Source organism: Enterobacter sp. D2 (assembly GCF_034427575.1).
GTDB classification, from domain to species: domain Bacteria; phylum Pseudomonadota; class Gammaproteobacteria; order Enterobacterales; family Enterobacteriaceae; genus Enterobacter; species Enterobacter cloacae_M.
Map to the genome: position 1 here is coordinate 1,850,824 of NZ_JAXQPP010000001.1, position 26,559 is coordinate 1,877,382.

Annotated in this window: 26 protein-coding genes and 1 pseudogene; 12 read left to right on the forward strand and 15 right to left on the reverse strand. The window is 54.6% G+C overall.

The window, feature by feature from the left end; genetic code table 11:
* Positions 1-305: 305 nt before the first annotated feature.
* The 3 genes from SPG90_RS08905 to mgrB form a co-directional block, all read right to left on the reverse strand.
* Positions 306-1,295: an MBL fold metallo-hydrolase gene (locus SPG90_RS08905; RefSeq protein WP_045404382.1), complete on the reverse strand. Its 990-nt coding sequence runs from the start codon at positions 1,293-1,295 to the stop codon at positions 306-308.
* Between the two features lie 23 nt (positions 1,296-1,318).
* The gene (locus SPG90_RS08910; RefSeq protein ID WP_023312206.1) at positions 1,319-1,609 is read right to left on the reverse strand and encodes a YebO family protein; all 291 of its coding nucleotides are present in this window, start codon (positions 1,607-1,609) and stop codon (positions 1,319-1,321) included.
* A 74-nt stretch (positions 1,610-1,683) separates the two neighbouring features.
* Positions 1,684-1,827, reverse strand: a complete 144-nt coding sequence (mgrB, locus tag SPG90_RS08915; protein WP_006175995.1) for a PhoP/PhoQ regulator MgrB — start codon at positions 1,825-1,827, stop codon at positions 1,684-1,686.
* A 161-nt stretch (positions 1,828-1,988) separates the two neighbouring features.
* Between mgrB and SPG90_RS08920 the strand changes: the two genes are divergently transcribed.
* Positions 1,989-2,228, forward strand: coding sequence for a YobH family protein (locus SPG90_RS08920; protein ID WP_023312207.1), 240 nt, complete (start codon positions 1,989-1,991; stop codon positions 2,226-2,228).
* 68 nt (positions 2,229-2,296) lie between these two features.
* On the opposite strand, the gene kdgR is transcribed toward SPG90_RS08920, so the two are convergent.
* Complete coding sequence (kdgR, locus tag SPG90_RS08925; protein WP_045405207.1) at positions 2,297-3,088, reverse strand: DNA-binding transcriptional regulator KdgR; 792 nt, start codon at positions 3,086-3,088, stop codon at positions 2,297-2,299.
* A gap of 179 nt (positions 3,089-3,267) precedes the next feature.
* Between kdgR and SPG90_RS08930 the strand changes: the two genes are divergently transcribed.
* Positions 3,268-4,641 carry an MFS transporter gene (locus tag SPG90_RS08930; protein ID WP_045620335.1) on the forward strand — a complete coding sequence of 458 codons (1,374 nt, stop codon included), beginning with the start codon at positions 3,268-3,270 and terminating at the stop codon, positions 4,639-4,641.
* A 50-nt stretch (positions 4,642-4,691) separates the two neighbouring features.
* On the opposite strand, the gene htpX is transcribed toward SPG90_RS08930, so the two are convergent.
* The 4 genes from htpX to SPG90_RS08950 form a co-directional block, all read right to left on the reverse strand.
* Positions 4,692-5,573, reverse strand: a complete 882-nt coding sequence (htpX, locus tag SPG90_RS08935; protein WP_014884290.1) for a protease HtpX — start codon at positions 5,571-5,573, stop codon at positions 4,692-4,694.
* A 193-nt stretch (positions 5,574-5,766) separates the two neighbouring features.
* A complete protein-coding gene (gene prc / locus SPG90_RS08940; RefSeq protein ID WP_029741991.1) occupies positions 5,767-7,815 on the reverse strand; it encodes a carboxy terminal-processing peptidase in 2,049 nt (682 codons plus the stop codon).
* Positions 7,816-7,834: 19 nt separating this feature from the next.
* The gene (gene proQ / locus SPG90_RS08945) at positions 7,835-8,521 is read right to left on the reverse strand and encodes an RNA chaperone ProQ (protein ID WP_014884292.1); all 687 of its coding nucleotides are present in this window, start codon (positions 8,519-8,521) and stop codon (positions 7,835-7,837) included.
* Positions 8,522-8,617: 96 nt separating this feature from the next.
* Complete coding sequence (locus SPG90_RS08950) at positions 8,618-9,115, reverse strand: GAF domain-containing protein (RefSeq protein WP_008500476.1); 498 nt, start codon at positions 9,113-9,115, stop codon at positions 8,618-8,620.
* Positions 9,116-9,247: 132 nt separating this feature from the next.
* On the opposite strand from SPG90_RS08950, the gene yebS reads away from it, so the two are divergent.
* The 4 genes from yebS (at position 9,248) to SPG90_RS08970 (ending at position 14,999) form a co-directional block, all read left to right on the forward strand.
* On the forward strand, positions 9,248-10,531 hold the full coding sequence (gene yebS, locus SPG90_RS08955; RefSeq protein ID WP_023312213.1) for a membrane integrity lipid transport subunit YebS: 1,284 nt from the start codon (positions 9,248-9,250) through the stop codon (positions 10,529-10,531).
* Positions 10,500-13,133: a PqiB family protein gene (locus tag SPG90_RS08960; protein WP_045355985.1), complete on the forward strand. Its 2,634-nt coding sequence runs from the start codon at positions 10,500-10,502 to the stop codon at positions 13,131-13,133. The genes yebS and SPG90_RS08960 overlap by 32 nt, the downstream gene beginning before the upstream one ends.
* Positions 13,134-13,210: 77 nt before the next feature.
* Positions 13,211-14,653, forward strand: coding sequence for a 16S rRNA (cytosine(1407)-C(5))-methyltransferase RsmF (gene rsmF, locus SPG90_RS08965; RefSeq protein ID WP_126303779.1), 1,443 nt, complete (start codon positions 13,211-13,213; stop codon positions 14,651-14,653).
* Positions 14,654-14,759: 106 nt separating this feature from the next.
* A complete protein-coding gene (locus SPG90_RS08970; RefSeq protein ID WP_008500472.1) occupies positions 14,760-14,999 on the forward strand; it encodes a YebV family protein in 240 nt (79 codons plus the stop codon).
* 34 nt (positions 15,000-15,033) lie between these two features.
* Here SPG90_RS08970 and pphA read toward each other — a convergent pair whose 3' ends face one another.
* On the reverse strand, positions 15,034-15,678 hold the full coding sequence (gene pphA, locus SPG90_RS08975) for a protein-serine/threonine phosphatase (RefSeq protein ID WP_045405214.1): 645 nt from the start codon (positions 15,676-15,678) through the stop codon (positions 15,034-15,036).
* Positions 15,679-15,844: 166 nt separating this feature from the next.
* Here pphA and SPG90_RS08980 point away from each other — a divergent pair, with 166 nt between their 5' ends.
* The gene (locus SPG90_RS08980) at positions 15,845-16,786 is read left to right on the forward strand and encodes a VirK/YbjX family protein (protein WP_045405217.1); all 942 of its coding nucleotides are present in this window, start codon (positions 15,845-15,847) and stop codon (positions 16,784-16,786) included.
* 175 nt (positions 16,787-16,961) lie between these two features.
* Entirely contained in the window at positions 16,962-17,858 is an 897-nt protein-coding gene (locus SPG90_RS08985) for a benzoate transporter (RefSeq protein WP_045405219.1), read from the forward strand.
* 439 nt (positions 17,859-18,297) lie between these two features.
* On the opposite strand, the gene SPG90_RS08990 is transcribed toward SPG90_RS08985, so the two are convergent.
* The 3 genes from SPG90_RS08990 to yobA are packed head-to-tail and all read right to left on the reverse strand — an operon-like array spanning position 18,298 to position 19,895.
* Positions 18,298-18,636: a YebY family protein gene (locus tag SPG90_RS08990; protein ID WP_045404471.1), complete on the reverse strand. Its 339-nt coding sequence runs from the start codon at positions 18,634-18,636 to the stop codon at positions 18,298-18,300.
* A gap of 16 nt (positions 18,637-18,652) precedes the next feature.
* Complete coding sequence (copD, locus tag SPG90_RS08995; RefSeq protein WP_047173216.1) at positions 18,653-19,522, reverse strand: copper homeostasis membrane protein CopD; 870 nt, start codon at positions 19,520-19,522, stop codon at positions 18,653-18,655.
* A 1-nt stretch (position 19,523) separates the two neighbouring features.
* Positions 19,524-19,895: a CopC domain-containing protein YobA gene (gene yobA / locus SPG90_RS09000; protein WP_045355979.1), complete on the reverse strand. Its 372-nt coding sequence runs from the start codon at positions 19,893-19,895 to the stop codon at positions 19,524-19,526.
* 136 nt (positions 19,896-20,031) lie between these two features.
* Between yobA and SPG90_RS09005 the strand changes: the two genes are divergently transcribed.
* The 3 genes and pseudogenes from SPG90_RS09005 to exoX all read left to right on the forward strand — a co-directional run bounded on the left by SPG90_RS09005 (position 20,032) and on the right by exoX (position 21,710).
* Positions 20,032-20,262, forward strand: coding sequence for a DNA polymerase III subunit theta (locus SPG90_RS09005; RefSeq protein WP_013096102.1), 231 nt, complete (start codon positions 20,032-20,034; stop codon positions 20,260-20,262).
* A gap of 110 nt (positions 20,263-20,372) precedes the next feature.
* A pseudogene (locus SPG90_RS09010) lies at positions 20,373-21,023 on the forward strand (nitrilase-related carbon-nitrogen hydrolase).
* 24 nt (positions 21,024-21,047) lie between these two features.
* Positions 21,048-21,710 (forward strand): exodeoxyribonuclease X, encoded by a 663-nt coding sequence (exoX, locus tag SPG90_RS09015; protein WP_010432611.1) that lies wholly within the window; start codon positions 21,048-21,050, stop codon positions 21,708-21,710.
* Here exoX and ptrB read toward each other — a convergent pair.
* Complete coding sequence (ptrB, locus tag SPG90_RS09020; protein ID WP_045404467.1) at positions 21,707-23,767, reverse strand: oligopeptidase B; 2,061 nt, start codon at positions 23,765-23,767, stop codon at positions 21,707-21,709. The genes exoX and ptrB overlap by 4 nt on opposite strands.
* 85 nt (positions 23,768-23,852) lie before the next feature.
* On the reverse strand, positions 23,853-24,500 hold the full coding sequence (locus SPG90_RS09025) for a tellurite resistance TerB family protein (RefSeq protein WP_045404465.1): 648 nt from the start codon (positions 24,498-24,500) through the stop codon (positions 23,853-23,855).
* A 170-nt stretch (positions 24,501-24,670) separates the two neighbouring features.
* Here SPG90_RS09025 and purT point away from each other — a divergent pair, with 170 nt between their 5' ends.
* Positions 24,671-25,849: a formate-dependent phosphoribosylglycinamide formyltransferase gene (gene purT, locus SPG90_RS09030; protein WP_045404464.1), complete on the forward strand. Its 1,179-nt coding sequence runs from the start codon at positions 24,671-24,673 to the stop codon at positions 25,847-25,849.
* Positions 25,850-25,890: 41 nt separating this feature from the next.
* Here purT and kdgA read toward each other — a convergent pair whose 3' ends face one another.
* Complete coding sequence (kdgA, locus tag SPG90_RS09035) at positions 25,891-26,532, reverse strand: bifunctional 4-hydroxy-2-oxoglutarate aldolase/2-dehydro-3-deoxy-phosphogluconate aldolase (RefSeq protein ID WP_014884307.1); 642 nt, start codon at positions 26,530-26,532, stop codon at positions 25,891-25,893.
* Between the last annotated feature and the right edge of the window lie 27 nt (positions 26,533-26,559).

Consider the following 26,559-nt stretch of genomic DNA (forward strand, 5'->3'; position numbering starts at 1 on the left):
CAATCATTACGAAGCGTCCAGCAAACGGGAAAAGAAATCTTACGTCCTGATTGAGTTAGAACAATTTGTGAAAACTTATGCTTAAATCATTGTAACGCGACCAAATTGTTTCAGAGAAAAAACACTGTTAATAACCCGCGCCGAACTGTATTAAAATGCACCAACTAATAAACAGTGTTATGCACCAAAATAATGAAATTTTTATGACTCTGCATCAAAAGAAGGCAAGCAAAACGTTTCGATAAAAATAAAACATTCCTTCACGCGTTTACATACAGAATATATGCACTACGTTATCGCTTCGCTTATAAGGATAAATATTCACCAACTTTCAGTACCCTGAAAGAATGATTAACTGGTGCTAAATTATCTAGCGCGTCAGTTAACTCCCGCACAGGTTCATCGAGGGCTTCATCTGCCAGTTCAAACACGCCCCAGTGAATGGGAAACGCCAGAGGACAACCCAGCTGCTGCCACAATGCCACCGCAGATTGCGGATCCATATGATGGACAGCCATGAACCATCGTGGGGCATAGGCACCTATTGGTAACGCGGCAGCATCGATATGGCCAAGGCGTTCAGGTATCAATAGCAGTTCAGGCGAATACCCCGTATCTCCGCTGAACCAGAAACGATGATGTCGACCTTCCATAACCCAGCCGCACCATAATGAGCGATTGCGGTTCCATGGCGTGCGCATACTCCAGTGCTGTGCCGGTACGGCGGTCAGCGTCATCCCCTGCCAGGTGAAGCTCTGCCACCAGTCGAGCTCAACCACGCGTTTTGCCCCCCGGCGGCGAAACCAGTCGGCCAGGCCCAGCGGAACAAAAAAACTGACCTCGGGGAAGCGCTTGAGAATACGGCGAATGGTCGCGTCATCAAGATGATCGTAATGATTATGGGAGATGACGACCGCATCAAGCTGATTGAGTTGACAGACTGACAGCGCGGGAGGCGTTTTGCGCTGGGGTCCCAGGAAAGGGAGTGGAGAAGCGCGCTGTGAAAAAACCGGATCGGTAAGGATGATATTGCAGTCCAGCTGCAGCATTACGCTCGCGTGTCCCAGCCACCATACCCCATCTTCATGAGGTTGCGTAAGCTCAACCGGTTGCCACCACTGTTGGATAAAGTCTTCATAGCCCAGCGCGGGTGGCTTCGGTAAACCGGCCTCTTTACGCGCTTTGCGCCAACGGTCAAGATCGCCGGGTTGATGTCCGACAGGATCGGTATTACGAAAACCGTTCGGGGTGTGATGTTTCAGGGAGGGGTCATACCAGGGATTTTTCCAAACCACAGCCACCTCCCAGCATAAAAAGATTAACGCTCAGCCACCAGGCGGATAAAGTCGTCTTCGTCTTTGCTTTCTTCAGCGACCGCGTCTTTCGGCGCGTCTTTCTCTTCCGGTTCGTTAGCCTCACACAGACGGCGTAGCAGCGCATTCTGACGTTTTTGCTGATCGAGCAGCGCTTCCAGCAGTTCAATCTGCTCGTTAGTACGGGAGCTGGCGCGGTTCACAAAAAACCAAATGACCAGGCCCACAAGCAGAACAACCAAAGAAATCATCAGGGATGCCATATTCAGCAGCCCTGAATTCAGTAACTCACCCATTTCACCACCTCAATAAAAACGTCTATTTTACCACTGGCGCGAAGGAAGGAAATCACCTTGAGAAAAAATGCGTATTACCACGGAATAAACTTATTGATTGCGCAAACGCCGCTAAAAAACTGTACATCCTGATCGCACATCACATTGATCGTCTGCGTCCATAACACCACGCACGCTATCAGCACGATAATCAGAATTACCCAGCGTATTTTTTTCACTCCACACTCCGTCTAAAAACCTGATGTAACGAGGTTAACACGCTTATCTTAAACAAGGGCTAACTGTACCGCCATCGCACTTTTTTCAGAATCCTGCACTTGTTTCATCGTGTAAACCATTTACGCTAGCTTTATGATAACAACGACAAAAGAGGTTAATGATGCGCTTCATTATTCGAACAATTATTGCACTGGCTATCGTCTGGATTGGCCTTCTGCTCACGGGTTATGGCGTGCTTGTTGGAAGCACCGAAAACGCAGCCGGGTTAGGGATTCAATGTAAATATTTAACGGCACAGGGCGTGAGCACTGCGCAATATTTGCATACTGACAGCGGGATCGTTGGCTTGACCAACTGTCCGGTCCTGCGAAAGACATCCGTCGTGATTGATAATGGCTAATCAGCCGGTGACATGACTGATATAAAAAACGCCGCAACAGATGCGGCGTTTTTTTATGCGATCAGAGATTAAAACGGGTAGTCGTGATAACCCATTTGTTCAGAAATCTTACGTGCGGCAGTGTGCAGAATAGCCACATACTCATGCAGGCGCTCTTCGGAGAAGCGTAAGGTTGGGAAGGAGATACTTAAGCCCGCGATTACTACGCCAAAGCGGTCAAACACCGGAACGCCGATGCAGCGCAGCCCTTCTTCCTGCTCTTCGTTATCTTCGCCATACCCCTGCTCGCGTACGCGATCGAGCACCGTTAACAGCGCGTCTGTGCTGGTAATGGTTCGCGAGGTACTTTGCTTGTATTCCACGCCTTCGAGGATCTGTTTCACTTCCTCACGATCGCGCCAGGCCAGCAGAACCTTACCAATCGCGGTGCTGTAGAGCGGGTTGCGACGACCAATGCGCGAGTACATGCGCAAATTGTACATGGAGTCGATTTTATGGATGTAAACAATGCTGTCTTCATCCAGCGCACCGAGATGGATGGTCTCTTTGGTCAGGCGAGAGATTTCACGCATCTGGATATCAGCGCTGCGGATCAGGTCAACATTTTGCAGCGCACGAGCGCCCAGCTCAAACAGCTTGAGCGTCAGAGAGTATTTTTCAGATTCGCCTTCCTGGGCAACGTAGCCCAGCGACTTCATGGTTTGTAAAAAGCGATATACGGTGCTTTTAGACATCATCACGCGCTGCGACAACTCTGTAATACCTATTTCACGCTCATCCCCCAGCGCCTGTAAGATGCCAAACACCTTCAGCACGGAAGAAACAGAATCTGGCTGTTTATCCAAATCCGCAATAGCCATTTACCACCTCATAGAGAGTGTTTTATAAAAATCAGAACCGGTTTTTATTATAAGTTCCCGTCATGTCACCTGCAATCAATCCGCGTTTACTTCGTTACAAATCTGCGACATATCGCGGCTGTAACAATGCTAAAATAGTTATCCTGAGAATAATTTCACGCTGAGCTTTTTTAATCCTAATGGAAAAGACCCTTTCCGATGGCCTGCCTTTACCCCAGCGGTATGGCGCTATAGCGACCATCATTATCGGTATCTCAATGGCCGTCCTTGACGGCGCAATCGCGAACGTTGCCCTGCCAACCATCGCCAGCGACCTGCATGCCTCTCCCGCCAGTTCGATATGGATCGTTAACGCATATCAGATTGCGATTGTGGTTTCCCTGCTCTCGTTCTCTTTCCTGGGCGATATGTTCGGTTACCGTCGGGTGTATCAGTGCGGTCTGGTGGTTTTCACCTTCACGTCCTTGCTATGCGCCCTTTCAGATTCGCTGCATACCCTGACGCTTGCCCGCATCGCGCAGGGTTTTGGCGGCGCGGCGCTCATGAGCGTAAACACGGCGTTGATCCGCTTAATTTATCCCCAGCGTCATCTGGGGCGCGGCATGGGGATAAACTCGTTTATTGTCGCCGTCTCTTCCGCCGCCGGGCCGACTATTGCGGCGGCGATCCTTTCCGTTGCGTCATGGCAATGGCTGTTTGCTATTAACGTGCCGCTGGGCATTGTCGCTATATTCTTTGCCCTGCGCTTTCTTCCCGCTAACGGCCCTAAAAGCACCATGCCGCGCTTCGATGTGGCGAGTGCAGTGATGAATGCCCTGACCTTTGGCCTGCTGATTACGGCGCTGAGCGGCTTTGCGCAGGGACAGTCTCTGATGCTTACCGCCGCGGAGCTCATCGCCCTGCTGGCGATCGGCTTCTTCTTTGTTCGCCGCCAGCTCACTCTCCCCGTGCCTTTACTGCCGGTGGATCTGCTGCGTATTCCCCTCTTTTCCCTCTCCATTTGCACGTCTGTCTGCTCGTTCTGCGCCCAAATGCTGGCTCTGGTTTCTCTGCCCTTCTTTCTGCAGAGCGTGATCGGCCGTTCAGAAGTGGAGACCGGCCTGCTGTTAACCCCCTGGCCACTAGCGACCATGGTGATGGCGCCGCTGGCAGGTTACTTAATTGAACGCGTCCATGCCGGTTTACTGGGAGCATTGGGGCTTGCGGTGATGGCGACAGGCCTATTCGCGCTGGCTCTGCTACCGTCATCGCCAACCGATCTGGACATCATCTGGCGCATGATCCTGTGCGGCGCTGGGTTTGGCCTGTTCCAGTCCCCTAACAATCACACCATCATCACCTCCGCGCCGCGCCATCGCAGCGGTGGTGCCAGCGGCATGCTGGGGAGCGCGCGCCTTCTGGGACAAAGCAGCGGCGCAGCCCTGGTCGCCCTGATGTTTAACCTCGCCGGGCAAAACGGCAACCATGTTGCGCTTCTCACCGCGGGAGCCCTTGCCTCGCTCGCGGCGGTCGTCAGCGGCCTGCGCGTGACCCAGCCCAGGGTTCAGGCATAAAAAAAGCCGGGCTGAGTGTTCTCCTGCCCGGCTTATTAGAGTTCTTAGCGTTACTTCAGATATTCCCCACTGCGCAGCGCTTCGATACGTTTATCCAGCGGCGGGTGAGACATAAACAGCTCGCTCAGCGATTTGGATTTACCGTTAATGCAGAAGGCCATCATGCTATTCGCTTCCTGCGGCTCGTAGCTGGTTTTCAGACGCTGCAGCGCGGCAATCATCTTCTCACGACCAACCAGCTTCGCCGAGCCGGCATCCGCGTGGAATTCACGGTGGCGGGAGAACCACATGGTGATGATGCTGGCCAGAATACCGAATACCAGTTCCAGAACCATCGAAACGGCGAAGTAGATCAGCGGGTTGCCGTTGCTCTCTTCACCTTCATCACGGTTTCCGCCCATAAAGCCTGCCGCGATCTGCGCCAGAATACGGGAGATGAAGATCACGAAGGTGTTCACCACGCCCTGAATCAGGGTCATGGTCACCATGTCACCGTTGGCGATATGGCTGATTTCGTGGGCAATAACCGCTTCGGCTTCGTCACGGCTCATGTTCTGCAGCAATCCGGTGCTGACGGCAACCAGTGACGCATCGCGACGGGCGCCCGTGGCGAAAGCGTTGATGTCCGGGGCATGGTAAATCGCCACCTGCGGCATGGCGATCCCGGCCTGACGGGATTGCTGAGCCACCGTGTTCATCAGCCACTGTTCCATATCGTTACGCGGCTGTTCAATAACCTCACCACCCACCGATTTCAGTGCCATCCACTTCGACATCAGCAGGGAGATGAACGAGCCACCAAAACCAAACAGCAGCGCCATAATCAACAGACCCTGAACGCTGCTCGACTGAATTCCTGTCAGGCTTAGCACGAGCCCGAAAACCACCATGACCGCCAGGTTGGTGAGCAGGAAGAGCGCGATTCGCATCATAATTTTCTTTTTACCTCAGTTTAACAAAACGCACTATGCGATTACCCACATCGTATGGGTATTGCGGCTATTTTCAAGCATCCGGCGGGCGTAAGTCACCAGAAAGACACAACTTTACACAATTGGAAATCTGACTGACGGAAGGATGCAGAACAAAAAGAAACAGGCACAATTTCTTGTGCCTGTTGGGAGGTTATTTTGCCGGAGCGGGCTGTACGGCTGGTTTCTCTTTTTCCTGATTCGCCAGGTCGAGAGCGATATGCACCGTCTCGTCCAGATACGGATCCGGCTCCTGGTAATCTTTTGGCAGATCGTCCAGTTTCTTGAGCAGAGGCTTGCCTTCGCGCTTGAAGCGATCGTTGATACGCGCCAGGCGGGTTGCATCATCCTCGTTGTTCTCTTTCTCACGCTGTGCATAGTTCAGAGAAACGATATTCCGCTTATCTTTCAGGGCATTGAATCGTGCAATGTCCTTCATGATGTACTGGAACTCCGGATCTTTCGCGATGCGGTCGTTATGCGCTTTCAGCAGTTCTGGGCCAAATTGCGTCATATCACCCGCTTTCACGTAGGTCGCGGCATTGATGCTGTCCCACGGCAAGGCGTTATCTTCAAACTTCTCGCCGGTTTCCGTCTCTTCCGTGCCTGTCGGCATCATGATGTCCGGCGTTACGCCCTTACGCTGCGTACTGCCGCCGTTCACGCGGTAGAATTTCTGAATGGTGTACTGAACCGAGCCCAGCGCAGGCCATTCCGGACGCAGCATCTGATCGTAAATACGATTCAGAGAGCGATACTGCTGTACGGTACCTTTCCCGAAGGTTGGCTCACCGACAATCAGCGCGCGACCATAGTCCTGCATTGCAGCGGCAAAGATTTCAGACGCGGAAGCACTGAAGCGGTCAACCAGGACCACCAGCGGGCCTTTGTAGTAGACCACACCGTCGTTGTCGGCATCTTCACGCACTTTACCGTTGTTATCGCGCACCTGAACCACAGGGCCAGATGGAATGAACAGACCGGAGAGTGAAACCGCTTCTGTCAGCGCCCCGCCGCCGTTACTGCGCAGGTCGATGATAATGCTGCTGACGTTCTGCTTCTCAAGCTTCTGCAGCTGAACTTTCACATCGTCAGTCAGCCCTACGTAGAAGCCAGGAATATCCAGGACACCGACCTTCTCTTTACCCACGGTTTTCACCGACATTTTCACCGCGCGGTCTTCCAGACGGATACGCTCGCGGGTCAGGGTAACTATACGGGTTTTAGTGCCTTTACCGGCAGGCAGAATTTCCAGACGAACCTTGCTGCCTTTCGGACCTTTGATCAGCGCAACCACGTCATCGAGACGCCAGCCGATCACGTCGACCATGTTCTGGCCTGTTTGTCCTACACCCACAATGCGATCGCCTACGCTAATCGCTTTGCTTTTGGACGCCGGGCCACCCGCGACCATGGAATTGATCACCGTGTAATCATCGTCCATCTGCAGCACCGCGCCGATACCTTCCAGAGACAGGCTCATCTCGGTATTGAACTGTTCGGTGTTGCGTGGAGAGAGATAGTTGGTGTGCGGATCAATTTCGTGCGCAAAGGCGGTCATCGCGAGTGAGAAAACATCCTCACTGTTGGTCTGCGCCAGACGACGAATGGCAAATTTGTAACGACGCGTCAGCGTATCACGGATCTCTTTTTCGTCTTTGCCGGTCAGCTTAAGGCTCAGTTCGTCGTATTTAACTTTACCGTCCCACAGCGCATTCAACTCGGCTTCATCTTTCGGCCAGGGTGCTTTACTGCGATCCAGGTTAAAGGTGTCAGTGCCGGTGAAGTCCATCGGACGTTCCAGCACTTTCAGCGCGTACTGATAGCGTTCAAAGCGGCGCTTTTGCGACAGGTTGTAGAGATCGTAAAACAGATCCAGCTTGCCTGAACGCAACTCATCACCCACCTCGGATTTGCGCTTAGCGAACTGCTCGACATCGCTGGCGAGCAAAACGTTATGGCTGTAATCCAGCAAGTTCAGATAGCGGTCAAAGATTTTGGCCGAAAAGGCCTGATCGAGATCGAACTGACGATAGTGCGAGCGGGTAAAACGTGAGGTCACGCGCTCGCTCACCGTCGCATGTTGCGTCTCTTCCTTGAGTACCGGAATTTGATCAACACGCGTGATATCGTCCACTGCAAAAGCGTGACCTGTTATGGCAAACAGGCCCGCCAGCGCGGTGAGCTTAAAAAAAGTGTTCATGCCAGGCTTGGCCTCCGTTTCAGAACAACAAGTGTTCTGCGCGTACAATCATTGACATACCAGAAGTCAGCTGTACACGAACGCCATCTTTGGTGATTTCCAGTACGGTGGCGTCCATAGCATTGTTACCCGCTTTTACCTTCAGTGCCTGACCTACGCTCAGGGCGTTAATGTCAGAAACCGGCGTATGGCGCGGCTCTTCACGAGGGGCACGCGGGGCTTTTGCTGCTGGTTTGTCTGCACGCGGTTTGCGATCGTTATTATCGTGACGGCGCGGCGCAGGGCGTGGTTTACGCTCACGACGAGGCGCTTCTTCCTGGCCGTTTGCCGCTGCGGCTTCGCGTTTTTTCGCCTGCTGTTCTGCACGTTGTGCCTGAACGCGTGCTTTGGCTTCTTCAAGCTGCTTGCGCGCGTGCTCAACGTGCTGCTCGTCCAGCTCACCGCAAGGGTTGCCGTCGAGGTCCACGCGGGTCGCGCCTGGTTTGATACCGTACAGGTAACGCCAGCTCGAAGTATAAAGACGTAAGGCGGAACGCAGCTGAGTTTTGCTGAGGTTCATTTCCCCTTCAACACGCGCCACCAGATCCTGAAAAATACCGACTTTCAGGGGACGAGCTTCACCTTCCGCGCTGAAGCACTGCGGGAAACGCTCGGCCAGAAATGCGATAACTTCTTTACTGCTATTCAACTTAGGTTGATTTTCCATGAAATTTCCTGATTACAACGGACGTTGCCAACAAGCGCAGGCATGAACAGGCGTCATTATAATGACGCTATCAGTAAATGCTACGTTATCCGTTGATTATCCTGCGACGCTCGCAAAGAATTTTTGATAATCGGTTGCAGCGAGTACGTTTTCCAGATTCGCCACCAGCTCGCGTAGCCCCTGTTCGTCCTCGGTTGTAAAGCGACTGAAGACCGTACTGTCGATATCCAGAACGCCAATAATCTGATTTTTTACCACCAGCGGCAGAACGATTTCAGAATTACTGGCAGCATCACAGGCAATATGCCCGTCAAACGCATGAACATCTTCCACACGCTGGACCTGATTTTCGGCCACCGCCGTGCCGCATACGCCACGCCCTACCGGAATACGCACGCAGGCCAGTTTGCCCTGGAACGGGCCGAGCACCAGCGTTTCACCTTCCAGGAGGTAAAAGCCGGCCCAGTTCACGTCAGAGAGACGTTCAAACAGCAATGCGCTAGTATTTGCCAGAGTAGCTAAGAAGCTGGTCTCACCCGCCATCAATGCCTTAAAATCGCGGTTCAGATCCGCGTAGAATTCTGTTTTGTTCATTATTCAATCACTTAGTTGTCTTACAAATTTACCGCATAGCCTATTAAAATAAGCATTAAATGCGCTCATGCTCAAGATGAATCCGTTCATGAGTTATTATAACTTTCAACAATACTTATTTGTGCGCAGCTGATGGCCTTAAAAACAACCAAAATTACGCCGACAAGAAAGATAACTGTCCATACGGTAAGCGAAGCTTTGCCACGTGCACATTATCAGCGTTGCCCCCAGTGCGATACGCTTTTTATGTTGCCGAAGATGAAATCGCACCAAAGTGCCTTTTGTCCCCGCTGCGACGCCAAAATTCGCGATGGCCGCGACTGGTCGCTCACCCGCCTCGCCGCCATGGCCGTCACCATGCTGCTGCTGATGCCCTTCGCCTGGAGCGAACCGCTGCTGAAACTCTACCTGCTTGGCGTGCGCATTGACGCCAACGTGCTGCAGGGTATCTGGCAGATGACCCGTCAGGGGGATCCCATCACCGCTGCAATGGTGCTGTTCTGTACCGTTGGCGCGCCGCTGGTGCTGGTCGCCGCCATTGCCTATCTGTGGTTTGGCAATATTCTCGGCATGAACCTTCGGCCGGTACTGCTGATGCTGGATAAGCTCAAAGAGTGGGTGATGCTGGATATTTATCTGGTGGGCGTGGGCGTTGCGTCAATAAAGGTACAGGACTACGCCTTTTTGCAGCCCGGCATCGGACTCTTTGCTTTCATCAGCCTGGTATTGCTGAGCATACTGACGCTTATCCACCTGAACGTTGAACAGCTCTGGGAGCGATTTTACCCTCAGCGCCCCGCCACGCGTCCTGATGAAAATCTGCGCGTCTGTCTGGGATGTCACTATACCGGCTTGCCCGACGCGCGTGGTCGCTGCCCGCGGTGCCACATTCCGTTGAGGCTGCGGCGCAACAACAGCCTGCAAAAATGCTGGGCCGCGCTGATCGCCTCCCTGGTGTTTCTGATCCCAGCCAATATGTTGCCGATTTCCATCATTTACGTGAATGGCGGGCGTCAGGAGGATACTATCCTCTCCGGGATTATCTCCCTTGCGCACAGCAACGTCGGGGTGGCGGCGATCGTCTTCATTGCCAGTATCCTGGTTCCCTTTACCAAAGTGGTGGTGATGTTTACCCTGCTCATCAGCATTCACTTTAAATGTGAACAAGGCTTACGGACCCGCATTCTGCTGCTGCGGTTCGTCACCTGGATTGGCCGCTGGTCAATGTTAGATCTGTTCGTGATTTCACTGATGATGTCGCTCATCAATCGCGACCAGCTACTTGCTTTTACAATGGGACCCGCGGCTTTTTATTTCGGCTCTGCGGTGATATTGACTATTCTTGCTGTGGAATGGCTGGATAGCCGCTTACTTTGGGATGCACATGAGTCAGGAAACCCCCGCTTCGCCGACTGAAGCGAGAATTAAAACAAAACGCCGCATTTCGCCATTCTGGTTGCTGCCCGTCATCGCCCTGATGATTGCAGGCTGGCTTATCTGGACGAGCTATGAAGATCGCGGGAGTACCGTCACTATTGATTTCCAGACCGCAGACGGCATCGTCGCCGGGCGAACGCCCGTTCGCTTCCAGGGGGTTGAAGTGGGTACGGTTCAGGATATCTCCCTTGGAAAAGGGCTGAACAAGATTCAGGTGCGGGTCAGTATTAAATCTGACATGCAGGATGCCCTGCGCAGCGAAACGCAGTTCTGGCTGGTGACGCCAAAAGCGTCTCTGGCCGGCGTGTCCGGGCTGGATGCGCTAGTGGGCGGTAACTATATCGGCATGATGCCGGGTAAAGGTGAGCCGCAGGATCACTTTGTTGCCCTGGATACACAGCCCAAGTACCGCCTCAACAACGGCGATTTAATGATCCATCTGCAGGCGCCGGATCTCGGTTCTCTGAACAGCGGTTCGCTGGTCTATTTCCGCAAAATCCCGGTTGGCCGCGTGTACGATTACGCGATCAACCCGAATAAACAGGGCGTCACCATCGACGTGCTGATCGAGCGTCGCTTCACCAATCTGGTGAAAAAAGGCAGCCGCTTCTGGAACGTCTCCGGCGTGGATGCGGACGTCAGCCTGAGCGGTGCGAAAGTGAAGCTGGAAAGTCTGGCCGCGCTGGTGAATGGTGCCATTGCCTTTGACTCCCCGGAAAACTCAAGCCCTGCCACCGCTGATGACTCATTTGGATTGTACGCTGACCTGGCGCACAGCCAGCGCGGCGTGCTCGTTAAACTCGCCCTGCCCGATGCTAAGGGGCTAAAAGCGGGTTCGACGCCGCTGATGTATCAGGGGTTGCAGGTTGGTCAGCTCACCAAAATGACGCTCAACCCGGGCGGCTCGGTCACCGGCGAAATGACTGTCGATCCGAGCGTGGTCGATCTCCTGCGCGAGAAAACGCGTATCGAAATGCGCAGTCCAAAGCTCTCTCTGAACGATGCCAGCCTCAGCACGCTGTTGACCGGCAATACGTTTGAGCTCATCCCCGGCGAAGGTAAACCCAGCAATAGCTTCGTGATTGCCCCGGCGGATAAATCCCTGCTGCAAAAGCCGGGCGTAGTGACCGTCACCCTGAATGCGCCAGAAAGTTACGGAATCGAAGCCGGTCAGCCGTTAATTTTACACGGCGTGCAGGTCGGTCAGGTGCTGGAGCGTAAGCTCTCCGCGAATGGCGTGACCTTCTCGGTCGCCATCGATCCGCAGTACAGCGACCTGGTGCACGGTGACAGCAAATTCGTGGTGAACAGTCGCGTCGATGTGAAGGTGGGACTGGACGGCGTGGAGTTCCTCGGCGCCAGCGCCAGCGAATGGGTTAACGGCGGCATCCGCATTCTGCCCGGCGATAAAGGCCCCGTTCGCGACAGCTATCCGCTGTATGCCAACCTGGAGAAAGCGGTTGAAAACAGCCTGAGCGATCTCCCTACCACCACGCTGACGCTAAGCGCCGAGACGCTGCCGGACGTACAGGCGGGCTCCGTGGTGCTCTACCGCAAGTTTGAGGTCGGGGAAGTTATCACCGTTCGCCCGCGTGCGGATGCGTTTGATATCGAACTGCATATCAAGCCGGAGTACCGCAAGCTGCTGACGCCAAACAGCGTCTTCTGGGCCGAGGGCGGCGCGAAAGTTCAGCTTAACGGTAACGGGCTGACCGTGCAGGCCTCCCCGCTCTCACGCGCGCTGCGCGGAGCGATTAGCTTCGATAACCTCAGCGGCGCGGGCGCGAATCTGCGTAAAGGCGATAAGCGTATTCTCTTCCCGTCCGAAACCGCCGCACGCGCCGTGGGTGGACAGATTACCCTGCACGCGTTTGATGCCGGCAAGCTGGCGGAAGGTATGCCAATTCGCTATCTCGGCATTGATATCGGGCAGATCCAGAAGCTGACGCTGATTACCTCGCGCAACGAGGTGCAGGCCACCGCCGTGCTGTACCCGGAATATGTGCAGACCTTCGCCCGCACGGGTTCGCGCTTCTCGGTGGTGACGCCGCAGATCTCGGCCGCGGGCGTTGAGCATCTCGACACCATTTTGCAGCCGTACATCAACGTTGAGCCGGGCCAGGGCAATGCCCGTCGTGATTTCGAGCTTCAGGAAGCCACGATCACCGACTCGCGCTACCTTGGCGGCCTGAGCATCGTGGTGGAAGTGCCGGAAGCGGGCTCGCTCAGCATCGGCACCCCGGTACTGTTCCGCGGCATTGAGGTGGGTACGGTCACGGGCCTGACGCTCGGTACGCTCTCCGACCGCGTGATGGTGGCGTTACGCATCAGCGAACGCTACCAGCACCTGGTACGCAATAACTCGGTATTCTGGCTGGCGTCCGGCTATTCACTGGACTTTGGCCTGACGGGTGGCGTGGTGAAAACCGGCACCTTCAACCAGTTCATTCGCGGCGGTATCGCGTTTGCCACGCCGCCGGGCACGCCGCTGGCACCGAAAGCGCAGCCGGGTAAACACTTCCTGCTGCTCGAAAGCGAACCGAAAGAGTGGCGTGAATGGGGAACCGCCCTGCCGCGTTAATCTGCAAGGCTCCGGTGTCAACGCACCGGAGCCTTTATGTTACACTGCGCACCTGAACTTTTCCCTGTGGTGTGCCCGTGGCTCAAAACTCCGTATTTCTTCCTGAACAATTCCTGGCGCAGATGCGCGAGGCGCTTCCCTCTCACCTGTCGTTAGACGATTTTATCGCCGCCTGCCAGCGTCCGTTACGCCGAAGTATTCGCGTCAACACGCTGAAAATCAGCGTCGATGATTTTCTGGCGCTGGTCTCGCCGTACGGCTGGCAGCTTACGCCGGTCCCGTGGTGCGCCGAGGGTTTCTGGATCGAACGCGATGACGAAGCCTCGCTGCCGCTGGGCAGTACCGCTGAACATCTGAGCGGTCTGTTCTATATTCAGGAAGCCAGCTCGATGCTGCCGGTGGCCGCCCTGTTCGCCGATGGCAATGCGCCTGAACGCGTGATGGATGTTGCCGCAGCGCCCGGCTCAAAAACCACGCAAATTGCCGCCCGGATGGGTAACCACGGGGCGATACTCGCCAACGAGTTTTCCGCCAGCCGCGTGAAGGTGTTGCATGCCAACATCAGCCGCTGCGGTATTCATAATGTTGCCCTGACGCACTTCGACGGACGCGTGTTTGGCGCCGCCTTACCGGAAGCCTTCGATGCCATTCTGCTGGACGCCCCTTGCTCCGGCGAAGGAGTGGTGCGTAAAGATCCCGATGCGTTAAAAAACTGGTCCGTGGAAAGCAACCTTGAGATCGCCGCCACGCAGCGCGAGCTGATCGAGAGCGCATTTCACGCGTTGCGCCCCGGCGGCACGCTGGTCTATTCAACGTGCACCTTAAACCGCGATGAAAACGAAGACGTCTGCCTGTGGCTGAAAGCGAACTACCCGGATGCCGTGGAGTTTCTGCCGCTTAACGATCTGTTCGTCTCGGCACAGGAGGCGGTCACGCCGGAGGGTTTCCTCCACGTGTTCCCGCAGATTTACGACTGCGAAGGGTTCTTTGTGGCGCGTCTGCGTAAAACGCAGGCGGTTGCTCCCCTGCCCGCGCCTAAATTTAAGGTCGGCAACTTCCCGTTTGCTCCCCTTAAAGGTCGCGATGCAGCACAGCTTGAAGCCGCCGCCAAAAAGGTTGGGCTGGTCTGGGATGAGAGTCTGCACCCCTGGATGCGTGATAAAGAGATATGGCTGTTCCCGGCACAGATCGAGCCGCTCATCGGAAAGGTCCGTTTTTCGCGAATCGGGATCCGCCTGGCGGAAGTGCATAACAAAGGCTATCGCTGGCAGCATGAGGCCGTTATCGCCCTTGCCGGATGCGAGAATAACTTTGCCCTGACGCATCAGGAAGCCGAAGAGTGGTACCGTGGTCGCGATGTCTATCCGGACTGCACGCCGTCAGGCGATGAAGTGATCGTAACGTATCAGGGATATCCGCTGGGGCTGGCAAAAAAAGTCGGCTCAAGGCTGAAAAACAGCTATCCGCGCGAGCTGGTTCGGGATGGCCGTCTGTTTACCGGTAACGATCGCACAGCCTGAAAAAAAGCGCATTTTTTTACTGGCGATTTTGCTCTCCTTGTCTACGATCAAAGATGGGTGATCGTACTGGTCATACCAGATTTTGACAACCGACCCGGAGAGCACTATGACGAAAACCAGCGTGCGTATTGGCGCTTTTGAGATCGACGACGCAGAGCTGCGCGGCGAAGCACAAGGCGATCGAACGTTAAGTATTCCCTGCAAATCCGACCCGGATTTGTGCATGCAGCTCGATGCATGGGATGCAGACACCAGCGTCCCGGCAATACTTGATGGCGAACATTCTGTCCTTTACCGTGAGCATTACGATAGTAAAACCGATGCCTGGGTCATGCGTCTTGCCTGACCTAAAGAGAACCCGCCCGAAGGCGGGTTATTTATTACTGCAGCTGCGCCAGCGTGAAGTAACCGTCGAACACAGCCCCCGTATCAATGTAGTGAAGATTATTAAAATTGTATCTTCTGTCGAGGGGCGTATGCCCAAACCAGAAATGATCCGCGCCGCTGATGCCCTCTCCTTTGCCCACCATAAATCCCATCAGCCTGTCGCGGTTCCATAAGACGCGCTGGGCGCTAACCGGTTTTTGCCAACAGTATTCCGCGGCCGGATAATCCGCATGGGCAATCACATTCAGACCGTTCGCACAGGTTATCTCAATGATATGCGGTAAATCGCGACAGGCGTCGAGCAACGACAGGGCAAGCTGTTGCTGGTCGCGTTCAAGATGCGAAAACCATATTCCACCATTCATCGTCCAGAGAGAAAAATCGTTATTATCCAGACTGTCGAGAGCCATTTGCTCATGGTTTCCACGCACGGCACGAAACCATTTTTCATGAATTAACTGCAGGCATTTAACGCTATCAGGGCCACGATCGATCACATCCCCGACTGAAATAAGTAAATCCTCATATGGGTTAAAATGACGGCGTTTAAGCTCATCCATAAGCCACTGGTAACAACCGTGTATATCGCTGACAACCCAGACGTGACGCCACATCCCACCTTCAATTCGCTGATACATAGGACCTCCTTTAAACAGTATAGCCGCCGCAGAAAAGGCAACAGACAGGCGCGGTCATCACGAAGTCAAACAAACGGTAAACCAAACAGAAATAAAGATCCTCGCGCTATTAATCCCTTTTTATTGGCTCTTTAGAATAAGGGTATAAAAAAAGAGGGGTCTTCACGTGTCTAATACGCACCTGCATAACGATGTTTTTTATCCGCATCGCACAAATATTATTTCCGAGCTGGTGAACGGCAAACGCGTGCCGGGTCCGATCTGGCGCAAACGCGAATATCGTCTGAAGTTCCTTTTACGCTCGCTTCTGTTCTGGTCCTCCACCCATCGCATGCTGGAAGCCCTTTCGGGTCGCGACGATTTCGACAGGCTGCTGGCCTCTCAAATTACGTTGCCCAGTAAGACCCACCGACAATATCTGATGCGCGGCCTGACGGCTAACGATCGCGCCGACGCTATCGTCAACCATTACTACTGGATTGATAGCCTGAAAGAGAGCGGTCTCGCTCAGGCCCTGACGAGCCAGCAGGAGCAAACCGTTGTGCAGTTCCATGCTAAAGACGGCGTAACCTATAGGGTCAATGCTTCCTCTGCGGGAAAAGCCGAGCGCGAAGGAGAAAGCACGCTGTGGCTACACGACAACGAGGATACGCTGCTGGCCAGCCTGACCTTTAGCGTCGCGCGCAGCAACGGTCAACATGTCATGGTCATTGGCGGGCTTCAGGGGCCCCGTCGCTGCGTATCGCGAGACGTCATTAAACAGGCCACCCGCGCCTGTCACGGCCTGTTCCCTAAGCGCGTGTTGATGGAAGTTCTTTTTCAGCTGGCTGCGCAGTCATCTGTCCGGGCGATTTTTGCCGTCAGCGACGAGGGGCACGTTTTCCGCGCGTTGCGATATCGCCTGAGCAAAGGCCGCCATTTCCACGCCAGCTACGATGAATTTTGGGCATCTCTGGACGGTAAAAAGCTTTCGGCCTTCTGCTGGCAGCTGCCGCGGCAGATGGAGCGTAAATCGCTTGAAGAGATTGCCAGTAAAAAACGTGCCGAATATCGCCGTCGCTTTGAGCTGCTCGATGAAATAGAGGTATCCGTTAAGTCCCATTTTTAAGCCTGGCTGGCGCCTTCGCCCACTGCATAGCGGATGCATTCTGTTTAAAAGAGGAATGATAAAGCAGTGCACTCTTGCGCAGGGCGAGTGCGCTCAGTTAGCATTGCGCGAAATGATACCGGCGAATGCGTTGGGAAAAGCGCACTGTGGGCGCATAAAATGAGGGACTTCGGTAATGATCTATGACTGCTTCTTATATTACGATGAAGATATGCTTCTCGAAATCAGACTGAACACGCTCGCGGACGTTGTCGATCGCTTCGTTATCGTTGAGTCAACGCATACCTTTACCGGTAAAAAGAGGCAGCTGCATTTTGACATTAATAAATACAGTCAGTTTAAAGATAAAATTATCTACATTGTGCATGATAAAGAACCGATTACGATAGCCGCCGAAGAATCTCATCCAGCCCGAGAAGTGATTCCGGGTCTGCCAGAGGGTATGGTGGTGGATGCGTGGGCAAATGAAGCCGCGCAGAGGAATGCCATCATGCAGGGTTTGACGCATGCCAACGATGATGATTTGATTTTAGTTTCCGATGTCGATGAGATATTTTCACCCCAGGTGGTAGCATCGATAAACCCCAAAAAGCTCTGCACTACTATTTATCAGAATTTCTATAACTATCAGTTCAACCTGCAGGTTTTTAATACTGACAACACGCCAAGAAAATGCAAATTACCGAGAGCCACACAATATAAAAATCTCGTTAGTTTCTTTGGCGGCGAACCTGAATCATTCAGGAATCTTAAACGCACCCGAAGCGTTAAAAACTGGTCCTGGCTAAAGTGGAACTGGTTCAAGATTAACAACAGCATCATTGAAAATGGTGGCTGGCATTTCTCTTGGGTAATGACACCCGAGCGCATCTCAGAAAAAATGTCGACCATATCCCATACAGAATACGATCTTCCTGAGTTTAACAACCCGGAACACATCATGAAGGTCATTAAAAACGCGGAAGATATCTGGGGGCGCGACAGGACATTAATCAAGCAAGAGCTAACGGTTGAAAACTTCCCGGAGTACATTGTCCGCCACAAAGACAAATTCAGCACGTTCATTATTTAACCTAGGGCTGCCCTTTTGCTCCCCAGAAGGCGTTTGCTCAGCGGTCGCTCGGCCACAAAATTTTAACAAAGATCCCAAAAAACCCTGGACGCACGCGGTCCTGAGTATGTTATGGTTTACAGAGGATATGGAATGTTCGAGTAATTTTCGGGGGATTTCATGTTAAAACCGAAAAAACCATTGAAAAACAAATAGATAAAAAGAGACCGAATACGATTCCTGTATTCGGTCCAGGGAAATGGCTCTTGGGAGAGAGCCGTGCGCTAAAAGTTGGCATTAATGCAGGCTAAGTCGCCTTGCCTTTTAAGAATAGATGACGACGCCAGGTTTTCCAGTCCACAGCTAAAGCGGTCGGAAAAAAAGCGCCAGAGCATCATTAAAAGTGAAAAACCGCAGTGCTTTCGCAAGCATCTGCGGTTTTTTATTGGAAACCCGAACGTTAGCAGAGCTTGTCGGCGCGCTCGATAAACGGTGCCAGACTCATTTTTTGTCCCGGATGCGACGGGTCATCGATTTGAATAATGCTAATCGGCTGGCCGCTGCTCTTGCCGCTGGCTACCTGCTGCTCTGCGGTATCATTCAGGGGGTATTGCACCAGCGTGCTCGGATTGATGGCATACAGCGCATGGCCTGGACGGCAGGTCAGCATCACCTCTTCGCGATTGAACGCCCATTTGTCCTTACCCACCTCGAAACGGCTCACGGTGATGACCTGCGGTGCGGCAAACGCGCTCCCCGTACAGGCCAGCAATAAGAGAGAAAGTACTGTCTTTTTCATATGATATTTAACCTTGTCAGAAGGGTTCCCAGGTGGCGAACAGGCTGACCGTTGCCAGCACCAGCGCCCCCAGCACCACTTCTGCCTGTGTCATCCTGATAAAAATCTGCTTTGCTCGCCCGGTCTCCGGACGAAAACGTGGCACCAGAAAATACCGATTTGCCAGCGCAATTACCACCATCAACGCCACCAGCGCACATTTGAACAACAAAAACTGCACGTAGCCAGCCTGCCAGGGAATATCGAGGCCCAGTATCATGAGTGCATTTATCACCCCGGAGAGCAGCACGCCCGCAACGGCATAATGCCCCACGCGCGAGAAGCGCATCATGGTAAAGATGGCGGCATTCTGCCAGCGCCCTTTCGCCAGTCGCATGCAGAACAGCAGGGGCAGTAATCCGCCAAGCCAGGTGGCGGCACAGATCAGGTGAAAAGCATAATTAAGACGCTGCAGCGCCCCCATCGGACCGTCGTTCATCGCCGCGTGACCTACCCCAGCCAGCAGGATAAGCTGGCCCATTGCGAGCAGCAGCAGACGCGAACCTTTCAGCGGCGCGAGCCATGCGGCACTGACCGTTATCGCAGCGAGGATCATTTGCCACAGCCAGACGCCGCCAAACCGGGTTCCCATCACGCTGAACCAGACCTGTGGCGCAAACACATCTCCCCAGCCGTTGCCCATCAATCCACCCTGCAGCATAAACATCAGGACCGCAGCCGCCAGGCTCACTAGGGCCGCCACTTTCTGCTGAGACTGAAAACGCCGGGACAGCAGACGGTGGAGAGAGGAAGGCGCAAACCAGACGCTATAAAGCGCATTGCCAAACACCAGCATCAGCGCCCCGAAATGGATAAAGCGTAACCCGACATAACACAGCGCCAGCATGCTATTTCACGCTAAAGTGATAGCTGCCTTTGGTTTTATGGCCGTCTACGGAGACCACGTGCCAGTCCACCTGGTAAGTTCCTGCTGCCAGCGTTTGTTCCAGCGGCACGGTAAGCTGAGCTTTGTTCTTTTCGTCGCGCGTAACGGTTCCCGTTTTGATGACCTGATTTTGCGCATCCGTTACCACCACACCGCTAAAACCAGGTTCGATACCTTCCGAAAAATTCAGCGTAAGTGCCTGAGGTGCGGTCACCACGCTGTCTGCTGCTGGGACCTGCTGGTTAAGATGCGCATGTGCAAGCACGGAGGGCGTCATCATTGTCGAGGCCACAAAAACCAGTGCGCAAACTGCGCGGGAAGCGGAGAAACCCATCCAATCATTCCTTTTTGTTATGTCTGTATGCTAAAGAATAACGCTGTATAATAAACGAGTCGAGGATCATCCTGCCTCCGCTTGTCATCATCGTGCAATCGCGGTAACGTTGCCGCCGTATAAAAAGGAGAAGGTAATGAAGATCAATCTGGCCGCCCTTCCGCAGGACGAGATGGATAAAGTGAATGTCGATCTCGCTGCCGCTGGCGTCGCGTTCAAAGAGCGTTACAACATGCCCATCGTGGCTGAAGTCGTGGAACGGGAACAGCCCGCCCATCTGCGCGACTGGTTCCGCGAAAGACTCATCGCCCACCGTCTTGCCTCGGTCAATCTCTCCCGTTTACCGTACGAGCCTAAAGTTAAATAAGCTTAACGAGTCGTTACACTTCCTTACGCGTAATCTGGCAGGATAAGAAAACCCTGATAAATATGGGTCTATTCTTAAATCTCTGCGACTCAGTGTATAAGGAAGTCACGATGTCACATTGGAATATAGCGGCAGCCCAGTATGGCGGGCTGCATCAGACCGTAGATGACCATGTTACGCACCACCTGCGCTTCATCGCCGAAGCAGCGCGGCAGCGGTGCGAACTGCTGGTTTTCCCTGAACTCTCATTAACGGGCTCTGGCGCGCCGACGTTACCTCCCCCGCCCGATGACGCGCAGCTGGAGCCGCTGCTCAACGCGGCACATCTACACCAGATTACCGTTATTGCCGGGCTCCCCCTGGAACAGAATGGCCAGCGCCAGAAAGGCCTTGTGCTGTTTTCGCCCGCCCGCCATCGCATTTTGCGCTATCCGCAAGGGCGCGGTGCCAGCCTCGTGCCGGGGGATAAACACCTTAGCATCCTTGATGCACATCCCGATTCCCCCAATCTCGATCCCCGGGCAACGCTTGTTACCAGCTGCTAGTCGGTAGGGGATAATCGCTGGCGGCAGTCCATCAGTAACCTGCAGCGCTTCGCGCATAAATATGCCATTGCGGTGCTGATGGCGAACGCCTGCGGCGGCAGCGCGCTGTGGGATGAAAAAGGCCAGCTGGTCGTGCGCGCGGATAAGGGCGAGCTTCTGGTGACCGGCACGCTCGGCGGAGAGGGTTGGCAAGGCGATATCATTCCTTTAGGCTAGGCGTTTTAAGCTCAGGAGTTTTCAATGCTGCGCGTCATCGATACCGAAACTTGTGATCTTCAGGGCGGAATAGTGGAAGTGGCCTCTGTCGACGTGGTTGATGGTAAAATCGTCAACCCCATGAGCCATCTGGTGCGTCCCGATCGCCCCATAAGCCCTCAGGCAATGGCTATCCATCGCATTACCGAATCGATGGTGGCGGATAAGCCGTGGATCGAAGAGATCATCCCTCACTACTACGGTAGTCCGTGGTACGTCGCGCATAACGCCAGCTTTGACCGCCGGGTGTTGCCTGAAATGCCGGGGGAATGGATTTGCACCATGAAGCTGGCGCGTCGTCTGTGGCCGGGGATTAAATACAGCAATATGGCGCTGTACAAGTCCCGCAAGCTCAGCGTACGTACCCCTGAGGGGCTTCACCATCACCGCGCCCTGTATGACTGCTATATCACCGCCGCGCTGCTGATTGATATTATGAATATCTCTGGCTGGACGCCGGATGACATGGCGACGATCACCGGACGTCCCGCGCTGCTGACCACGTTTACCTTTGGTAAATATCGCGGGAAGCCGGTGTCCGAGGTGGCGGATAAAGACCCGGGCTATTTGCGCTGGCTGTATAACAACCTCGACAGAATGAGCCCGGAACTGCGCTTAACGCTGAAACATTATCTGGGCGACGCTTAACGCTCCGCACGGCCTGGCAGCGTGTCCTGCGCCAGGCCTATTAAAAAGGCATATTCCAGGGCAACGCCTTCGTACGATTTAAATCGCCCCGATTTCCCTCCGTGTCCGGAATCCATGTCGGTACACAGCAGCAGCAGATTGTCATCGGTTTTCAGCTCCCGCAGCTTTGCCACCCATTTTGCCGGCTCCCAGTACTGCACCTGAGAATCATGCAAACCGGTGGTGACCAGCATGTGCGGGTAGGCTTTCGCCTCAACGTTATCGTACGGGCTGTACTCTTTCATATAGCGGTAGTACATCTCATCCTGCGGATTCCCCCACTCCTCAAACTCTCCGGTGGTAAGCGGAATGGATTCATCGAGCATGGTCGTGACCACATCGACAAACGGTACCTGCGCGACAATCCCCTTAAAGCGGTCGGGACGCTGGTTGATCGCCGCCCCCATTAGCATGCCGCCCGCGCTGCCCCCCATCCCAAAGCAGAGCTGCGGAGCGCCGTAGCCCTGCTCAATCAGCGCATCGCAGACGTCGAGGTAGTCATTGAAGGTGTTTTTCTTTTTCAGGAATTTCCCGTCTTCATACCAGTTCTGGCCCAGCTCACCGCCGCCGCGAATATGGGCGATGGCGAAAACAAAGCCGCGATCGAGCAGGCTTAACCGGCTGCTGCTGAAATCGGCATCCATGCTTGAGCCATACGAGCCGTAGCCGTACACCAGGATCGGGTTTTTGCCTTTCTGGAAATGGCCTTTGTGATAGACCAGCGAGACCGGCACCTCCACACCATCACGGGCGGTGACCCACAGATGCTCGCTGCGGTAGTTTTCGGACTCAAAACCTTTTACCTCGGTCTGTTTAATCACCTGGCGCTGCCCGGTATCCATATCCAGCTCAAACAGGGTGTCCGGCGTGGTCATGGAGGAGTAGCCGTAGCGCAACCGCGACGATTCGGGTTCAGGGTTGAACCCAATCCACGTCACGTAGGCCGGGTCATCAAACGCAATCCCCACCACTTCCCGGGTTTTACGGTTGATTTGCCGGATACTGGTCAGCCCGCGCTGACGCTCTTCCACCACCAGCCAGTCGGTAAACAGGGTGAACCCTTCCAGCATCACCTGATCCCGCGCGGGGATAAGCACCTCCCACTTGCGCTCATCGCGCACTTTGGTTTTATAGAGACCAAAGTTTTTGCCCTCGCGATTGGAGCGCAGATAAAAGCTGTGCTGGAAGTGATCCAGGCTGTACTCGTGATCCTTACGGCGCGGCAGGAAACAGAGCGGCTGGGCGTCCGGCAGTTCGGCATCGAGCAGCAGAACTTCCGACGTCGTCGCGCTGGCAAGGAAGATAATCACATAGTGGCGTGAGGAGGTTTTATGCAGGCTGACATAGAACGTTTCGTCTTTCTCTTCATAAACCAGCTCGTCGTCAGCGGAGTCTGTTCCCACGGTATGTCGCCACACCTGGTAAGGCAGCAGCGTCGACGCGTGCTTTTTGACGTAGTAGACCGTCTCGGAATCATTCGCCCAGACAAAATCCGGGGAGACGTTTTCCAGCATTTCCGGATACCAGTTGCCGGTGTCCAGATTGCGAAACCGCAGGCCGTACTGGCGGCGGGAGAGATAATCCTCCGCCAGCGCCATCACCGCGTTGTCAGGGGAAATGGACATGCCGCCCAGGGTATAAAACTCGCTGTGGGCGGCCCGCTGGTTGGCATCGAGCAGAATATCCCACTCATCCCATTCGGCGCTTAACACCGACTGACGCTGGTAGATGGGATACTCATTGCCGGGCTCGTAAATATGGCGATAGCGATAGCCGTTTTTGGTCCAGGGCGCGGAGATATCGCGCTGGGGAATACGCTGCACCATTTCATTCAGGAGCTGGTCCTGAAGCGTCTGCTGGCTGGACATGACCTTTCGGCCATAGTCGTTTTCCTCGTGCAGGTAGTCGAGTACCTCTGGCCGGGAGCGAGAATCGTCCCGCAGCCAGTAATAGTTGTCTATACGCGTATCGCCATGCGTGGTGATCGCATAAGGAGTACGTCGGGCTTTCGGTGGCATGTCATCATTCTTTTAAGTTTTACACCCTATAAGGTTGGCAAAACCCACGCATGATGCAAGCGAAACAGCGTCGCGACGGCGACGGCTATCCCTGTAACGCCTGTTTTTGCTCCCGGATATCCCGCTCAATACCCTCGCGCACGTCCTGAGGGATCTTTAACGCATCGCCCAGAGCGTTAAGGTAGCTGCGTTCCATAAAGTGATCGATATCGATGGCGGCGCAGCTGAGGAAATAGAGCTCCAGCGCCTCTTCCTCATTTTTCACACTTTGCGCAAGACGCTGCGGCTCGAGCGGCTGTTCTATCGCCTGCGCCACCAGCACTCTTCCCTTCTCTTCAACACCGGCCTCGCGCAGCTGCTGCTCGATCGCCGTTCGTTCCTTATCGTCAATATGCCCGTCGCTTTTCGCGGCAAAGACCAGCGCAAGAATGAGCCGTTCGGTACGCAGATCCAGCGGCGAGGTGTGCTCGCCGTAATGCGGTTCATCGCTGTGCGCGGTCCGTACCCTGTCCTTGTATTTATTCCACAGCACGGTGCCCGCGATGGCGCCGCCGCCGGCCAGCAGCGCGCCTGTACCATACTTTGCCAGCAGCTTGCGTGAGGATTTATTCGCGACCAGCAGGCCTGCCAGCCCGCCGAGCGCCCCGGGTACCAGCAGTTTGCTGAGGCCCCGTTCGCCAGACGATGTTTTCTGCCCTAACAGGGATTGCAATTGATTTAACCAGCCAGACATGGTTTCCCTCACTTAACGGTGAACATGTTCCACAGCGTAAGCGAGCGGGCGTCAGGAAATGTCTGGTCGGGCTAAAGAAGCGCAAATTTCTGCCCTCGCGTTTATCCCTGCGCAAGACAGACGCAAACGTTTTCGTTTATACTGCGCGCAACTTTTTCAGGGGGATTGTTATGATTCGTTTAGGAACTGCGCTGCGACCTGCGGCGACGCGAGTGATGCTGTTGGGATCGGGCGAGCTGGGAAAAGAGGTCGCCATTGAGTGCCAGCGTTTAGGTGTGGAAGTCATTGCCGTAGACCGTTACGCCGACGCACCCGCCATGCACGTCGCCCATCGTTCTTATGTGATTAACATGCTGGATGGCGATGCCCTTCGTGAGCTGATTACGCGCGAGAAACCTGATTTTGTCGTGCCGGAAATTGAGGCCATCGCCACCGATACGCTGATCGCTCTGGAACAGGAAGGCCAGCGCGTGGTGCCCTGCGCGAAAGCCGCAAAGCTCACCATGAACCGCGAAGGCATTCGTCGCCTGGCGGCGGAAGAGCTGGGATTGCCCACCTCGAGCTACCGTTTTGCGGGCGATAAGGCCGCATTCCTGAAGGCCGTCGAAGAGATTGGCTACCCGTGCATCGTTAAGCCGGTGATGAGCTCCTCCGGAAAAGGACAGAGCTTTATTCGCGACAGCAGCACCCTGGATAGCTCGTGGGATTATGCCCAGCAGGGTGGCCGGGCCGGAGCCGGTCGCGTCATCGTCGAAGGCGTCGTGAAGTTTGATTTCGAAATCACCCTGCTGACCGTCAGCGCCGTTGACGGCGTCCATTTCTGCGACCCGATTGGGCACCGTCAGGAAGATGGCGATTACCGCGAATCCTGGCAGCCGCAGCAGATGAGCACCCTGGCGCTGGAGCGTGCTCAGGAGATCGCCCGTAAAACCGTCCTGGCGCTGGGCGGCTATGGCCTGTTCGGCGTGGAGCTGTTTGTGTGCGGTGATGAGGTGATTTTCAGCGAAGTCTCCCCTCGCCCGCATGACACCGGCATGGTGACGCTGATTTCGCAGGATCTCTCCGAGTTCGCCCTGCACGTGCGCGCGTTCCTCGGCCTGCCCGTCGGCGGGATTCGTCAGTATGGCCCGGCCGCCTCGGCGGTGATCCTGCCGCAGTTAACCAGCCAGAACGTCACGTTTGATAACGTCGACGGGGCGGTGGGTGCAGGATTGCAGGTACGTTTGTTCGGCAAGCCGGAGATCGACGGAACCCGCCGTCTTGGCGTGGCATTAGCCACCGGGGATAACGTTGACGACGCCGTGGCGAGAGCGAAAGCGGCCGCTGCGAACGTCAAGGTTGCAGGATAAAAAAACGGGCCGTAAGGCCCGTTTTTCATGCGGCGAATGGCTTACTGTTTCGCACCTTCAACCGCTTCGCGAGCCAGTTTGGTGATGCGATCCCAGTCGCCCGCTTCCAGCGCATCCGCCGGAACCAGCCATGAACCACCGATGCAAAGCACGCTTTTCAGCGCCAGGTAGTCACGGTAGTTGGCAGGAGAGATACCGCCCGTCGGGCAGAAGCGCACCTGAGAGAATGGACCCGCAATCGCCTGCAGCGCTTTGGTGCCGCCGTTCGCTTCAGCCGGGAAGAATTTGAACTCTTTCAGACCGTAGTCCATGCCCAGCATCAGTTCAGAGACGGTGCTGATGCCAGGGATCAGCGGAATGGTACCTTCAGTGGCGGCTTTCAGCAGCGGCTCGGTCAGGCCAGGGCTGATGGCGAACTGCGCGCCCGCTTCGGTCACTTCTGCCAGCTGCTGCGCGTTGAGAACGGTACCCGCACCGATGATGGCGTCCGGCACTTCTTTGGCGATAGCGCGGATAGCATCCATCGCGCAGGCGGTGCGCAGGGTCACTTCCAGAACGCGAACGCCGCCCGCAACCAGCGCTTTCGCCATCGGTACAGCGTGCTCCAGCTTGTTTACCACGATAACCGGCACGACAGGGCCAGTGGTCAGGATTGCTTCTGCACTTGTTTTCCAGTTTTTCATCAGAGTTTTCTCTCGCCAGATCGTTAA